The organism is Rhodococcus sp. NPDC058521 (genome assembly GCF_042719695.1).
In the GTDB taxonomy this organism is placed as follows: Bacteria; Actinomycetota; Actinomycetes; order Mycobacteriales; family Mycobacteriaceae; genus Rhodococcus_F.
On the sequence record NZ_JBHXNL010000007.1, the window covers coordinates 147664 to 162589 of the forward strand.

The following is a 14926-nucleotide window of genomic DNA, read 5'->3' on the forward strand; positions in this document are numbered from 1 at the left end:
GAACCGGACATCGCCAACGCCTCAATGTGCGAAGTGGCGGGCACCCGTCAGGTAGAGGGTGACGCCGGCTTCCTTGGCCGCGTCGATCACTTCGTTGTCGCGTACCGAACCACCGGGCTGAACAACAGCACGGACACCGCCGTCGATGAGGACCTGCAGCCCGTCAGGAAACGGGAAGAACGCATCCGATGCACCTACCGAACCCTTCGCCCGGTCGCCCGCGCGCGCAACCGCGAGGTGTGCCGAATCGACACGGTTGACCTGCCCCATTCCGACACCCACAGACGCACCGCCCGCCGCCAACAGAATGGCGTTCGACTTCACGGAGCGGCAGGCCCGCCAAGCGAACTCCAGATCCCTCAATGTCCCGGCATCTGCCGGCTCACCCGTTACGAGAGTCCAGTTGCTCGGATCGTCGCCCTCGGCGTCGAGGACGTCACGCTGCTGAAGGAGCGCACCACCCGACACCGGCCGCAGTTCGACCCCGCTGGACGACGGCGTCTCCGCCAGTAGAACGCGAATATTCTTCTTGCGCTGCAGAACTCCCAACGCTCCGTCTGCGTACGACGGCGCGATGATCACCTCGGTGAAGATCTCCGCGACCTGCTCCGCCATCTCGACGGTAACTTCACGGTTCGCTGCGATCACGCCACCGTAAGCGCTGACCGGGTCGCATGCATGCGCCTTCCGGTGCGCCTCGGCGATATCCGCACCCACCGCAATGCCACACGGGTTTGCGTGCTTGATGATCGCGACGGCGGGATCTGTGAAGTCGAACGCGGCACGCCAGGCGGCATCGCCGTCTGTGTAGTTGTTGTAGGACATCTCTTTACCGTGGAACTGCTGCGCCTGCGCAAGGCCGGCCGGCGCAGCCGGGTTCACGTACAACGCCGCAGCCTGATGCGGGTTCTCGCCGTAACGCAGCACGGTCGAACGCTCCCACGTCGCACCCACCCACGCCGGGAAGTCCGACTCGGATTCAGGTGTCTCGACGGCGACACTGTTCATCCAGCTCGCAACGGCCACGTCGTACGAGGCGGTGTGCTGGAACGCCTGGGCAGCAAGGGCCGTGCGCTCCGCCAACGTGAACCCGCCACCCGACACTACGGTCAGCACGTCGGCGTACTTGCCCGGGTCGACCACGACAGCCACCGACGGATGGTTCTTGGCGGCCGCGCGCACCATCGACGGTCCACCGATGTCGATCTGCTCCACACACTCGTCCGGCGTCGCACCCGAAGCAACGGTCTCGGTGAAGGGGTACAGATTCACGACCACCAGCTGAAATGCCTCGATTCCGAGGTCTTCCAGCTGAGCGAGGTGCTCGGGCTTGCGGGTGTCGGCGAGAACACCGGCGTGCACGCGTGGGTGCAGCGTCTTCACGCGCCCTTCGAGGCACTCGGGGAAGCCTGTCAGCTCCTCGACCCTCGTGACCGGGATACCGGCATCGGCGATCTTGGCTGCGGTCGAACCGGTGGATACCAGCTCAACCCCGGCCTTCTGCAGACCGGTGGCCAGCTCCACCAGCCCGGTCTTGTCGTAGACGCTGACAAGTGCGCGGCGCACAGCCTTGCGTTCACTCACTGGGGATCACGGCCTTTCGTCCATCGGATAGAACTCCACGGGTGGCGATGGCGGCGATGACCTCAGTCAACAACCGTCGCTCCACAATTTTGATGCGCTCGTGCAGCGTCGACTCGTCGTCGTCTGCGAGCACCGGCACCGACTCCTGGGCCAGCACCGGCCCGGTATCGATACCCGAATCCACGAGATGCACCGTCGACCCGGACACCTTGACGCCGTACGCGAGTGCGTCGGCGACCGCGTGCGCACCCGGGAACGAGGGCAGCAACGCGGGATGGGTGTTGATGATTCGGCCGCCGAAGCGGCCCAGAAACGTGGGGCCGAGAATCTTCATGAACCCCGCACTCACGACGAGGTCGGGTGCGAACCCGGCAACCTTGTCGGTGAGCGCGGCATCCCACGCTGCACGATCGTCGTGATCACGCACGGAAACCGTGAAAGACGGGATTCCGAACTGTTCGGCCTGTCCGATGGCCGCGCACTCACGGTCGACTCCGACGGCCACGATCGTCGCGGGATAACCGTCGCCCCCGGCAGAGTCGATCAGTCCTCTCAGGAGGGTGCCCGCTCCGGAAGCGAGTACGACGACGCGCGCCGGCGTCGGCGGCCGCACATGTACACGCGGGGCAGTCAGCGCTCTACTCCTGAGAACTCGAAAGGTTGCAGTCGAGGTCGTCGACCACACCGAAGCCTAGTCGCTGGGGGTCTGCCCACTCTGCGGCAGGTCGGCTTCCGTCCCGCCGGAGTCCTCGAGTTCCTCGACCTCGGCATCCACGACATGGGTCTCGGCAGCGTCGGCCTTCTCGTCCGACGCCTCGAGCTTCGGGGTCGCGTCCGGGGCTTCGGTGTCGTCGTCCTCGACGATCTCGGCCTCGAGCACGCGCGCCGAGGCAGCTGAAGTGGATGGAGTGGCTGCCACAGGGGCCGAGGCAGGTTCGGACGTTTCGCCGCTTCCCTGTTCGAGAGCTTCGGGCGCACCCAACGGGCTCGCCACGATCTCGTCGGGCACGTCCGCAGACTCCGCTGCGTGCGTCTCGTCCGCCCCCTCGCCGGCACCGGACCGACGGCGCGAGCGCACCCACGCGACCGCCACTGCGGTAACCGAACCCGACAGAGCGAGCCACACGAACGCCAACAGCCCGAAGGCCCACCAGTTGAGGTCGACCGCACCGAAGGTTCCCAGCTCGCCGCCGCCCATCAACCCCGCGAGGGCTGCCACGACACCGACACCGGCTGCCGCCGCCAACACCGTGAACAAAGCCTGCTGACCGGCAACCTTTCGTCCACAATCGCGGCCGAGGAAGATTCCCACCACGAAAGGCGCGGCCAACAGAATCGGCCACAGACCTCCGGCAGGACCATCCGGAACCGCCGCGAGAATCGGCAGCGGCGGGAGCGGCCCACCGACATCACCGAACACACTCACCGACACGTCACCGACCCGCGCGGTTGCCCCGGTCAGAGCCGAAACCGCCCCGATGACGACGTTGGGCAGATACAGGATGGACAGCACGGTGAGTCCGAGCATTCCCAGCACGGTCTCACCGCGTTCCAACAGCTCACCTGTCGTCGACCACGCGAAGAGCATCGACACCAGCACTGCAAGCGCGCCCGCTCCGAGGAGCGTGACCAGCGCTCGTGCGGCCGGACGGATCGCGCCGAGCACCCAGCCCGGAAGCGATGCCTGCAGAGTCGGCCACAGGGCGGTCCCGAATCCGATCGCGAGCGCAACCGCATGCACCCCGAGTGTCCACGCCACAGCAACCACGACGTTGGGAGTGGACAGCGGGATGACGACCGAGGCGTCGGCTATCACCGCCAATGCGGTGAGTGTGATCAGGAACGGGCCGGCCAGCGATGCACAGGCAACGCGCAGAATCCAGGAGCGCGAACTCTGCGTGGTCACCGCGCCGGCACTCCCCTTCGCGGAGAACCAGACCATCACCACCGTGGGCAGAATCGGCAAGACGCCCAGGGTCGTGTCGTCGATGGTCACGGGAACCTGGTGAATGGCGAGCCAGGTCGCGGCGATCGCACCGAAAGTGCCGGTCAGATCGCTGTTGGCTGCCATCAATGTGACCACGACCAGCACCGACAACAGCACGAGCGTGACCGCTGCGAGACGGAACGCCACCGTCAACAGTTTCCGCGCCTCGTCCGGGTCCGCTGCCGGGCGACGACCCGTGGATTGCCGCTGCGCACGATCGATCAAAGAACTCATCCCCTCGAGAATGACACTTCGGCGGCCAGAGACCCCTCAGGCGCGCCGCCCTTGGACTCCGAGTAACCGCATGACGGTGGCCTCCGACCGTTGTGGTCGGAGGCCACCGTGACCAGCCGAATCTACTTGTCGTCGGTCTTCTTCGAGTCCGACTCCGAAGTCTGATCACCGTACTCGAGCGGGCGCTCGAACGGTGAAGCCTCGGGCTGACTCCGACCATAGGACGGCGCCGCGTGCTGAGCCGAGCCGAAGCTGCTGCTACCGGCCTGGAACTGAGCAGTGGGAGCAGCCGAACCTGCACTCGAATCCTGTGCCGTTGAACCGGTGGTGTCCCCCGCGTTCTGACCGGCACCGCTCTGACCTGCACTGCTCTGACCTGTGGGCGAGGTGTAGCCCGGGTACTGCTGCTGGCCGTAGGCCTGCTGGTACGGCGACTGCTCACCCGAGACCGGGTACGCACCGAACGGACCTGTGGAATCGGATTCGGTCGAGCCGGACGCCCCCTGTGCAGCGGTCTGATCCTGTGAAGACTGCTGCCCCTGCGAGGCGGACGAACCCTGCGACTGGCCGAACGCGGGCGTCCCGGGCGCCGTGTACCCGGGGTACTGCTGCTGACCATAAGCCGGCTGACCGTACTGCTGCTGGCCGTAGCCCTGCTGGCCGTAAGGCTGCTGACCGTACGCCGATTGACCGTACGGCGACTGCGGTTGCCCGTAGCTCTGCTGCTGCTGAGCCTGTCCGTATGCAGCTGCCTGCTGGTTCGCCGGTCCGTAGCCCTGGCTCTGGATCTGCTGCTGACCCGGCACCTGGGACTGCTGCCCCTGGCCGAATGCCTGCTGCTGCGCGGCCGGGCCGTACCCCTGCTGGCCACCCCCGAAGCCCTGCGGCGCGGCCGCCTTGGGCTCGGGAGCCTTGACGATGCCCGTGGCGAAGAGCAGAGCAACCACACTCACGACGACCTGGACGAAGCCCAGAACGAGGATTGCGATGGCACCGATCTTCAGCGAACCGTCGGACGTCAGTGCCTCCGCGAGGACCGTGAGGAAACCGGCCACAGATGCTGCAGCCGCCGCCCCCACATAGTTCTGCTTCGGAACGACGGACACACCGGCGAGCAGACCACCGAGCAGAAGAAGACCCACACCGTAGATGCCAGCCTCGAAAGCATTGGCCGAAATTGCGGGAACGCCGAACGTCGAGTCGCCACCGCCGATCTCGAAGAAGCTCGCGAATCCGAGGAGGAAGGTGATGACACCGAGCGCCGCCGCACCTACGAGCAGGAAGAAGCCGAGGTCCTTCGACCCCTCCCCCGAGTTCGATGGCGCGGGGTTCGGCTGCGCGGGCGGACCGTAGCTCGGTCCTCCGGGCGTGAACGTCATGACATCTCCTTGTCGACATCGTGGTCGTCGGCGTAATACGTGTGCGTTTCGACGCTAGCCTACGTAACCGGTCGGGTCACCACGTGAGTCGTCGGTCGGCCCGGTTCACACGACCGGCGACAATGAGGCCATGCAGTACACGCTGGCCGGACCCGTCGGCACCGAGACGACGGTGGGCACGGAGATCAAGCACTCCCGATTCATAGCCACGCTGCGCCGTATCGCGACGGAACAGGACGCGCGCGACTTCCTCGACGAACAGCGGCGACTCTTCCCGGACGCACGACATCACTGCTGGGCGTACGTCGTCGGTGACGACTCGGTCGACCGAATCGAAAGGTCCAGCGACGACGGCGAGCCCGGTGGGACAGCCGGGCTGCCCATGTTGCAGATGCTGAAGGGCCGCGATCTGGTGAACGTCGCAGCGGTGGTCACCCGATACTTCGGCGGGATCAAGCTCGGCGCCGGTGGACTCGTGCGCGCCTACTCGGGCGCGGTTGGTTCCGTCGTCGACCAGTCGCGATTGATCGGCCGCAGACGTCTGGAGATGTTCACCCTCGGCGTCGATCACGCCGATGCGGGCCGGGTCGAATCGGAATTGCGTGGACGCGGTGTCGCGGTGACCGACACGGTTTACGCGGAGAATGCCGTTCTCACGCTTGCCGCGCACGACTCGGCGGAACTGGAGAATCTGGTCGCGGCCACGACATCCGGGGTGGGAACTCTCGAACCCGCAGGCGAGATGTGGACCGACACCGATAACGCCCTGTGAGTGGTTGACGAGTCCAGAGACTCGTCAACCACTCACAGGCGGCGAAGCCGCTAAGCCTCGACGGCGAGGTTCTGGAGAATCTCGTGGGCGAGCTCAGCGGTCTCGGACGGCGTCTTGCCGACCTTCACGCCTGCAGCCTCGAGGGCATCCTTCTTGGCCTGCGCCGTTCCCGAGGAGCCCGAGACGATGGCGCCGGCATGGCCCATGGTCTTGCCCTCGGGTGCGGTGAAGCCTGCGACGTAGCCGACGACCGGCTTCGTGACATTGGCCTTGATGTAATCGGCCGCACGCTCCTCGGCGTCGCCGCCGATCTCACCGATCATCACGATGACCTTGGTCTCGGGATCCTTCTCGAACGCCTCGATCGCGTCGATGTGGGTGGTTCCGATGACCGGGTCGCCGCCGATGCCGATCGCGGTCGAGAAGCCGTGCTCACGCAGCTCGAACATCATCTGATAGGTCAGGGTGCCCGACTTGGACACCAGGCCGATGGGACCGGAGCCCGCGATGTTGGCCGGGGTGATGCCGACGAGCGACTCGCCCGGGGTGATGATGCCGGGGCAGTTGGGGCCGATGATGCGGGTCTTGTTGCCCTTCGACTCGTTGTACGCCCAGGCGTACGCGGAGTCCTGCACCGGGATGCCCTCGGTGATGACGACGAGCAGCGGGATCTCCGCGTCGATCGCCTCGACGATGGCGTCCTTGGCGAACTTCGGCGGAACGAACGCGATGGACACGTCCGCACCGGTCTTCTCGATGGCCTCGGCGACGGTGCCGAAGACGGGCAGCTCCACGCCGCCGTCGTGCGACACGGTGGTGCCGGCCTTGCGCGCGTTGACGCCGCCGACGACCTGCGTTCCGGCCTTCAGCATGAGTGCCGTGTGCTTGGTGCCCTCGCCGCCGGTGATGCCCTGGACGATGACCTTGGAGTCCTTGGTCAGGAAGATTGCCATTTGTATATGTCCCTTACTTTGCGGCGAAGGCCAGCTCGGCTGCCTTGTCGGCTGCCTCGTCCATGGTTCCGACTACCGTGACCAGCGGGTGAGCGGCCTCGGCGAGGATCCGGCGACCCTCTTCGACGTTGTTGCCGTCCAAGCGGACGACCAGCGGCTTGTTCGCCTCGTCGCCGAGCGTCTTCAGGGCGCCCACGATGCCGTTGGCGACCGCGTCGCACGCGGTGATGCCACCGAAGACGTTGACGAACACACTCTTGACCTGCTCGTCGTTGAGGATGACGTCCAGACCGTTCGCCATCACCTCTGCGGAGGCGCCGCCACCGATGTCGAGGAAGTTGGCGGGCTTGACGTTGCCGTGCTTCTCACCGGCGTACGCGACGACGTCGAGGGTCGACATGACCAGGCCGGCACCGTTGCCGATGATTCCGACCTGTCCGTCGAGCTTGACGTAGTTGAGGTCGTTCTCCTTGGCCTTGAGCTCCAGGGGATCCGTTGCGTCCTTGTCCTCGAACGCCTCGTGACCGGGCTGACGGAAGTCTGCGTTGGCATCCAGCGTGACCTTGCCGTCGAGGGCGAGGATCTGGTCGTCCGGGGTGCGCACGAGAGGGTTGACCTCGACGAGGAGAGCGTCTTCCTTGGTGAAGACCTCCCACAGCTTCTGGATCGTGACCGCTGCCGCGTCGAGCACCTCGGCGGGGAGCTTGCCCGCCTCAGCGATGCTGCGGGCAAATGCGAGGTCGACACCCTTGACTGCGTCGACCGGGATCTTCGCGAGCGCGTCGGGGTTCTCTTCTGCGGTGACCTCGATCTCGACGCCACCCTCGACGGAACACATCGCGAGGTAGGTGCGGTTCGTGCGGTCCAGAAGGAAGGAGATGTAGTACTCCTCCGCAATGTCGCTCGCCTCGGCGACCAGAAGCTTCTTGACGACGTGGCCCTTGATGTCGAGTCCGAGGATCGACTCTGCGTTGGCCTGCGCCTCGTCTGCGTCCTTGGAGTACTTCACGCCGCCGGCCTTGCCGCGGCCACCGACCTTGACCTGGGCCTTGACCATAACGGGCTTGCCGATTTCTTCGGCAATCTCACGTGCCCCGGCGACCGTGTCGGTAACACGTCCAGCCGACGTAGGCACCTCGTGCTTGGCGAAAAGTTCCTTCGCCTGGTATTCGAAGAGATCCATCTGCTCACCGTCTCGTCTGCAGTTTGACACCCGCTCGAGGGGTAGGAGCGGGCCTGGTTTTGGACTTTAACTAGTTGCAGCGGTCCGATTACGTCCGCATACATGCTATGTGGTCCAGATCACGCATCTGAAGCCATTGAGGTGCACCTCACCGATACTTCGTGCGTGATGTGAGGATCGCTGCAGCCCCGATCAACACTATGCCCAGAGCAATCGCGATGACACCCGCCCCCGGTTGGGCCTCTTGCACCCGAGAACTCGTGAGCGGCAGCGCCAAGACGTAGACGACGGCGAGAGCTGCCGAACCGAGCAGCAGTGCTGCTGCCCGGGCGGGCCGGGATCGAGAGGCGACGATCAACGCGACGATCGCGGCCACAGCAAGCATCGCGGGCCCCCACCATTCGAGACCGCGACCGAAGTCGGCGAGTGTCGTGGCGACGTACTCGTCACCGCGCACGTCCACTCCGCGATACAGCGGCAGCCCGAGTCCCACCACGAAGGCCGCGACACCGAGGCCGCCCACGAGCAAGAGCGTGATGTTGGCAGATCGGTCGTCGGAAACGTCGATCTCTTCTCGCTCCGCGGAGCCCGCCAGCCCCGTGAAGAAGCCGACGACCACGGCTCCCGCCGCGGCCACCCACATGACTACGACGCCGATACCGATCGACACGCCGGGCACGTCCGCGGCGGTGACCACCGACGCCGTGACACCGGTGACAGCGAAAGGCGCGGCGACCCACACGACGCCGACGACAGGGCGGAGCGCGGCCGCGAACTCGGAGAACCACAGCCACACGCTTGCAAGAACGAGAACGACGCCTGCCACGAGTACGAGCCTGGTCGCGTAGATCTGCGGTGTGGAGTCGACGCTGTCGGTGGCGTCGACATCGAGAGTGGGAAGCAACGAACCGAGCCCGGTAAGGATCCCCACCACCACACCGAGAGTTCCGGTCGCGACGTGCCAGCGGGTACGTCGCTGAGCTGCTGCCGCTGCCTCGGCACGCATGGCTGCTTTGGCGACACCTTTGGCCGACGGCGCGACCGCCCCCTTCTTCGAGGTGGCCGCGGCTTCGGCGTCGGTCGACACCGCGAGCGTTCGGAGTATCCGGCGATCACGAATCCGGTCGACCGGCACCACCGCAAGCCCGGCGATCACGAGCACTACCGCCGCGGCGGTACCGAGCACCGACCCTGCGCCGGGCTCGATCCGATCGTCCACCGACAACGAAGCGACGAGTCGAGTGCCCACGAGGGCCAGTGCGGCGAGGGCCGAACCGACGATCGCGGCAGCGGACACCGCCGGCGCGATGGATGCGAGTGCCGATGCGACGACCAGCAGTACGGCAACGGCGGCTATGCCTGCACCGGCCGAGGCGGTGACGTCCGAATCGACGACGGCGGGCACCAGGATCATGGGGTTCTCGGACTCGAGAGCCGGGGCGAACAGAGCGGTCCCGAACACCATGCCCGCGAGGACGACCAGGGCGGAGAGCAGAAAGCCGATGCGGGCGCCGGTTGCTCGTCCGACCTGCTCGGAACTTCGCGCCGAGCCGTAACCGTCGACGAGGGACGCACGATGCACGGCGAACAGTCCGAGCACACCACCGAACACCATCAGCAGATGACCGGCCAGGACGGCGTATGCGCCGGGACCGGGACCGAGTTCCACTGCGGTCTCCGGTCTGAAGAGTTCGAGACGATTCGCGTCGACCGCATCCGTCCACAGTTGCGCATCGGAGACGGCGGCACCCAGTGCGACGACGCCGGAACCTGCCAGCAGCGCCCCCGACACCGCAACCCTGCGGATGAGCAGCGCCACGAGCGCGAGAGCGGCAGGAAGAAGCGAGAAGACTGCGGCCCAGCCCACTGCGGCCAGGGCCCCGGATGCCCAGTCACCTTCCGAGTCGGATCGGACCGCGCCGAGAACCGGGCCGACTGCCACGGCAGCGCCGCCGACGAGTGCAACCACGACGGCCGCGATACCGCCACCGCGGGTGCCGGACTCGTCCCCGAGTTCCGCGAACACGGAGCGTGAGGGAATCCGCTCGGGCACGGCACGTCGGCCGGCGCCGACCGACTCACGGTCACCAGGTCGAGTTGTAGATGCCACGTGGCGACGCTAACCCGTCCGCAACGTTTTCCACGCAGTCGTGACACGCGGCAACTGCGAGTGTCGTCCCGAATGGTGGACAACGGCACCGGGGGTGGGTGTGGCGTAGATCGTTTCCCCAGCTCACAAAGTGATGCACGTCACATATCGGTAAAGGAGCGCGTTACAGGTTGCGCCCGTCGCAACCGTTTCGTTACCGTTCCCAGGTCTTAGTCACAGGCAGGTCACAAGCAGGAGGACGAACGGGCACATGCACCACCGCAGCCAGTTCACGACCAGCCGATTCGGAAACCCGACGAATCACGTGAACGAAGGCTCACCCGCTCATCCTTCGAGGTCGGTTCCGCGTTACGCCGGTGCTGATAGTCCCGAAAGTTCGATCAGCATGCGTCACAACGACAACCACGCCGACCTGTACGTCGACGAATACGCGGAATACGGTTACGAGTCCGGCTACGAATACCGCGATCACGAGTACGTGTACACACAGGCGCCGACTTCTTACTTCACCGCCCCGGGATCCGCTTCGCAGGACCGGATGACGGCGGAACCGGCTCCTGCCACTCGCCGCAGTGGAGCTCACCGCCTCCCCACTCCCCCCACCGCCCTCAAGGGTCGCGCAGCAGTCCTCGCAGTCGCCGCAGGCGCCGTGGTCGCAGCCGGACAGGCCGGACTCTCCAATGGCTCTTCCGATTCGAGCCAGACCGAAGTTGCCCTCGCCTCGGACAACGAGTCCACCGTCGGCACCACCGCCGAGCCGCAAGCCGCCCAGTTCTCGACTCTCTCGGACACCACACCCTCGGCCGCTTCGCAGTCGGACGCACCCCAGGTCCTGAACGTCGCGAACCCCACCGACCTGTCACAGTTCAACAATCTGCTCGCCAAGGGCCAGCGCTTCAGCGAAGAGCGCGCTGCTCGCGAAGCCGCTGCACGTCGCCCCCTCTTCGTCCTTCCCGCCATCGGAAACTTCACATCGAGTTTCGGTAGCCGCTGGGGAACTCTCCACGCCGGCGTCGACATCGCAGCTCCGATCGGCACCCCGATCGTCGCGGTCGCGGACGGCAAGGTCATCGACTCCGGCCCGGCCTCCGGTTTCGGAATGTGGGTTCGTCTCCTGCACGCTGATGGCACCATCACCGTGTACGGCCACATCAACGAATCCATGGTCTCCGTCGGACAGGAAGTGATGGCGGGCGACCAGATCGCCACCATAGGCAACCGTGGCTTCTCCACCGGTCCGCACCTCCACTTCGAGGTCCACCTGCCCGGCGAGAACAAGATCGACCCGATACCGTGGCTTGCCTCCCGCGGCATCAGCCTCGGTATCCAACAAGACTGATCGTCTTCTCCGTTTCACCCCTCATGTATTCCGGCATCACCGACATTCAACGACGCCTGCTCGACGGCTGGCTGGGCACCTGGCAGATCGTCGACGACTACTCGTGGCCGCTACAGGACACCACCGTCCTGCACGTCCGTACTGCGGACGAGGACTGCATCGTCAAGGCCAGTGCGGCCAGCCATCACATTCCGCGTGAAATCGCCGCGCACCACGTTCTGCGCGACCTCCCTGGCACCGCTCCCACGCTGTTGCACGAGTCCGCGGCCGACTTCCTCCTCGTCACTCGATACCAACCCGGCGAGATCGTGGAAGGCGCACCGGCCGAATGGTCCGCCGACACCTATCGCCAGGCCGGTGCACTTCTGAACCGGTTGCTCGTCCCCGGGGACCCTTCGAGCGATTACTCGGAGAGGCTGCGACGCCAGTGCACCTTCGACCTCGACAACGCCGTCGGCCTGGTTGCCACAGAGCACCTGAACTCGCTGCGTGATCAGCTCGATTCCGTTGTGGTGCAACCGGTTCCCGTGTGCTTCACACATGGCGACTACCATCCGCGAAACTGGTTGATCGACGAGGGCCAAGTCTCGGTGATCGACTTCGGCCGCGCCGAACAACGGCACTGGACGAGCGACCTGTTCCGCTTGCACAACCAACAGTTCGTCGACCGCCCGGACTTCGAGGAAGCCTTCTTGGAAGGACTGGGTCGCACACTCGACGAGAGCGACCGAGACGTCTGGAAGCTCGAACAGATCCACCAGTCGTTGTCCACGGTGGTCTGGGCGAACGGCATCGGCGACACACACTTCGAAGACGCGGGCCGCGCAATGGTCGCACGAATCGCCTGAACGGACGTCTCTTACAGCTTCACCATCGGTACGCCCCCGATCAGCATGAGGCGAACCTTGCCCGCGCTGCCGAAGTCGATGGTGACCGTTGCGGTGGGACCGGCGCCCTTGGTTTCGAGAACCGTACCGAGACCGTACTTGTCGTGGCTCACGCGGTCTCCCACCGCCAATACCAGGTTGTTGTTGCGTCGCGCCGCACCGAACCCGGTGGAACCGCCGCCCGTGTTGGCGCCGCCGTATCCCCCACTTCCGAATCCACCGACGTAGCCGGCGCCGCCACGCGGGTGCCCGCCACCGATCGCACCGCCGGGACCGGGGCCGGGATCGACCCGGCGCCAGTCGAGAAGATCGGTTGGAATCTCCTGCAGAAATCGTGATTCCGGGTTCTGTATCGGCTGCCCCCACGCCGAGCGCATCACAGCTCGGGTCAGATACAGACGATGCCTGGCGCGAGTGATTCCCACGTACGCAAGGCGCCGTTCCTCGGACAGCTCGGCCGGGTCACCGAGCGCCCGCATGTGCGGGAACTGCCCGTCCTCCCAGCCGGTGACGAAAACGACCGGAAACTCGAGCCCCTTCGCGGTGTGCAGAGTCATCAACGTGACGACCCCGTCCTCGGAATCGGGGAGCTGATCGGCATCGGCCACCAGAGAAACTCGTTCGAGGAAGGCGGCAAGCGAACCGGGTTCCGGTTCTCCGTCGCGTTCATCCGCGCCGCCCGGCAGGTCGTCTTCGATTCCGGCGGCGTTGCGGGCATCCGCGCTGAACTCGCGCGCAACGCTCACCAATTCGTTGAGGTTGTCGAGCCGTGCACCGTCCTGAGGGTCGCTGCTCTTGGCGAGCTCGGCGTGGTAACCGGTGCGTTCGAGAACCGCTTCGATGATCTCCCCGAGATCGCCGATCTCGTCGCTGCCTGCGGCAGGTAGAAGCTTTCGGAGCTCGTCCATCATCTCGGTGAACGCGGCAATGGCTTTCTGCGACCGAGTGTTCAGCAGCGGCACCTTGCCGTCGGCGCCGTCGCGCAAGGCTTGCGCGAAACTGACGTCCCTCTGCTCGGCGTGCACGGCGACGCATGCTTCGGCGCGGTCGCCGATCCCGCGGCGTGGCGTATTCAAGATGCGGCGCAGGCTCACCGTGTCGTCGGGGTTGGCGAGCACGCGCAGGTACGCGACGACGTCTCGTACCTCCTTGCGCTCGTAGAAGCGCACACCGCCCACGACCTTGTACGGCACACCGAGCCGAATGAAGATCTCCTCGATGGCTCGCGAGGAGTTGTTGGTGCGGTAGAAGACCGCCACATCGGCGAACTTCGCGTCACCCGCGTCGACCAACTTGTCGATCTCGGAGGCCACGAAAGACGCCTCGTCGTGCTCGTTGTCGGCCACGTAGGCGGTGATGAGTTCGCCTTCGCCGGAGTCGGTCCACAGTTGCTTCTCACGGCGGCCGGTGTTCTTGGAGATCACCGAGTTGGCCGCGGACAGAATGTTCTGGGTGGACCGGTAGTTCTGTTCGAGAAGGATGGTGCGCGCGTCCGGGTAGTCGCGCTCGAACTCCTCGATGTTGCGAATCGTGGCCCCGCGAAACGCATAGATCGATTGATCCGCATCACCGACGACACACAGCTCGGCGGGCGGCACGCCGTGCTCCCCCTCGGCCGGCGCGGAACCGACGAGTTCCCGTACCAGCATGTACTGGGCGTGGTTGGTGTCCTGATACTCGTCGACCAGCACGTGCCGGAAGCGGCGACGGTAGTACTCGGCCACCTGCGGGAACGCCTGCAGCATCCCCACCGTCTCGCCGATCAGGTCGTCGAAGTCGAGAGCATTGGCCGCCCGCAGCCGCTGCTGGTAGTGCCCGTATATCTTCGCGACGAGCTTCGGCAGCTCCGCCGGCTCCTTCTCTGCGTCCGTCACCGCTTGCTCGGGATCGACCAGCTCGTTCTTCAGATTCGAGATGCAGGTGGCCAGAAGCCGGGGCGAATGCTTCTTCGAATCGATCCCGAGGTCCTTCGAGATCATCGTCAGCAATCGACGTGAATCGTCCGAGTCGTAGATCGAGAAATTGGAGTTCAGTCCTGGAAGAAGAGCGGCCTGAGCTCGCAGAATGCGAACACAGCTCGAGTGGAATGTGGACACCCACATGCTGTTGGCGCGGGGACCCACGAGCTGGGCGACCCGCTCACGCATCTCGGCCGCAGCCTTGTTGGTGAACGTGATGGCGAGGATCTGGCCGGGGCGCACGTCGCGCTCTGCCAGCAGATATGCGATGCGCCGGGTGAGGACCGCCGTCTTCCCCGAACCTGCGCCGGCCACGATGAGCAGCGGCGACCCTGTGTGCAGCACCGCCTCACGCTGGTGTGGGTTCAATCCGCGCAGCAGCGCATCGGACCGGGAATCGGTTGACGTGTCGGCGGGAAAGGTGGGGCCGGCGGGTGCATTCCGGCCGGAAACCGACGGGCTGGGAAAGGTAGTCATCGCCCCTTTACGCTACCGCTGGGCACCGACAGGATCGCATGCACGCACCCTCAACTTGGCCGG

The 14926-nt window shown here is 65.6% G+C and carries 11 protein-coding genes; 3 read left to right on the forward strand and 8 right to left on the reverse strand.

Going from position 1 to position 14926, the window contains the following annotated elements:
* Positions 1 to 21 precede the first annotated feature (21 nt).
* The 4 genes from purH to ACFWO3_RS13665 form a co-directional block, all read right to left on the reverse strand.
* On the reverse strand, positions 22 to 1584 hold the full coding sequence (gene purH, locus ACFWO3_RS13650) for a bifunctional phosphoribosylaminoimidazolecarboxamide formyltransferase/IMP cyclohydrolase (protein ID WP_378578182.1): 1563 nt from the start codon (positions 1582 to 1584) through the stop codon (positions 22 to 24).
* Positions 1577 to 2197 carry a phosphoribosylglycinamide formyltransferase gene (gene purN / locus ACFWO3_RS13655; RefSeq protein ID WP_378578184.1) on the reverse strand — a complete coding sequence of 207 codons (621 nt, stop codon included), beginning with the start codon at positions 2195 to 2197 and terminating at the stop codon, positions 1577 to 1579. Before purN ends, purH begins: the two co-directional genes overlap by 8 nt.
* 78 nt (positions 2198 to 2275) lie before the next feature.
* Positions 2276 to 3805: a DUF6350 family protein gene (locus ACFWO3_RS13660; protein ID WP_378578186.1), complete on the reverse strand. Its 1530-nt coding sequence runs from the start codon at positions 3803 to 3805 to the stop codon at positions 2276 to 2278.
* 122 nt (positions 3806 to 3927) lie between these two features.
* Entirely contained in the window at positions 3928 to 5184 is a 1257-nt protein-coding gene (locus ACFWO3_RS13665; RefSeq protein ID WP_378578188.1) for a DUF5336 domain-containing protein, read from the reverse strand.
* 130 nt (positions 5185 to 5314) lie between these two features.
* Here ACFWO3_RS13665 and ACFWO3_RS13670 point away from each other — a divergent pair, with 130 nt between their 5' ends.
* A complete protein-coding gene (locus ACFWO3_RS13670; RefSeq protein WP_378578190.1) occupies positions 5315 to 5956 on the forward strand; it encodes an IMPACT family protein in 642 nt (213 codons plus the stop codon).
* Positions 5957 to 6006: 50 nt separating this feature from the next.
* Here ACFWO3_RS13670 and sucD read toward each other — a convergent pair whose 3' ends face one another.
* From sucD to ACFWO3_RS13685, 3 genes are all read right to left on the reverse strand, one after another.
* The gene (gene sucD / locus ACFWO3_RS13675; RefSeq protein WP_378578193.1) at positions 6007 to 6909 is read right to left on the reverse strand and encodes a succinate--CoA ligase subunit alpha; all 903 of its coding nucleotides are present in this window, start codon (positions 6907 to 6909) and stop codon (positions 6007 to 6009) included.
* A 13-nt stretch (positions 6910 to 6922) separates the two neighbouring features.
* Complete coding sequence (gene sucC, locus ACFWO3_RS13680) at positions 6923 to 8092, reverse strand: ADP-forming succinate--CoA ligase subunit beta (RefSeq protein WP_378578195.1); 1170 nt, start codon at positions 8090 to 8092, stop codon at positions 6923 to 6925.
* 148 nt (positions 8093 to 8240) lie between these two features.
* On the reverse strand, positions 8241 to 10202 hold the full coding sequence (locus ACFWO3_RS13685) for a hypothetical protein (protein ID WP_378578197.1): 1962 nt from the start codon (positions 10200 to 10202) through the stop codon (positions 8241 to 8243).
* Positions 10203 to 10452: 250 nt separating this feature from the next.
* Between ACFWO3_RS13685 and ACFWO3_RS13690 the strand changes: the two genes are divergently transcribed.
* Complete coding sequence (locus ACFWO3_RS13690) at positions 10453 to 11541, forward strand: M23 family metallopeptidase (protein WP_378578199.1); 1089 nt, start codon at positions 10453 to 10455, stop codon at positions 11539 to 11541.
* A 23-nt stretch (positions 11542 to 11564) separates the two neighbouring features.
* The gene (locus tag ACFWO3_RS13695) at positions 11565 to 12389 is read left to right on the forward strand and encodes an aminoglycoside phosphotransferase family protein (protein ID WP_378578201.1); all 825 of its coding nucleotides are present in this window, start codon (positions 11565 to 11567) and stop codon (positions 12387 to 12389) included.
* Positions 12390 to 12400: 11 nt separating this feature from the next.
* Here ACFWO3_RS13695 and pcrA read toward each other — a convergent pair whose 3' ends face one another.
* Positions 12401 to 14863, reverse strand: a complete 2463-nt coding sequence (pcrA, locus tag ACFWO3_RS13700; protein WP_378578203.1) for a DNA helicase PcrA — start codon at positions 14861 to 14863, stop codon at positions 12401 to 12403.
* Positions 14864 to 14926 lie beyond the last annotated feature (63 nt).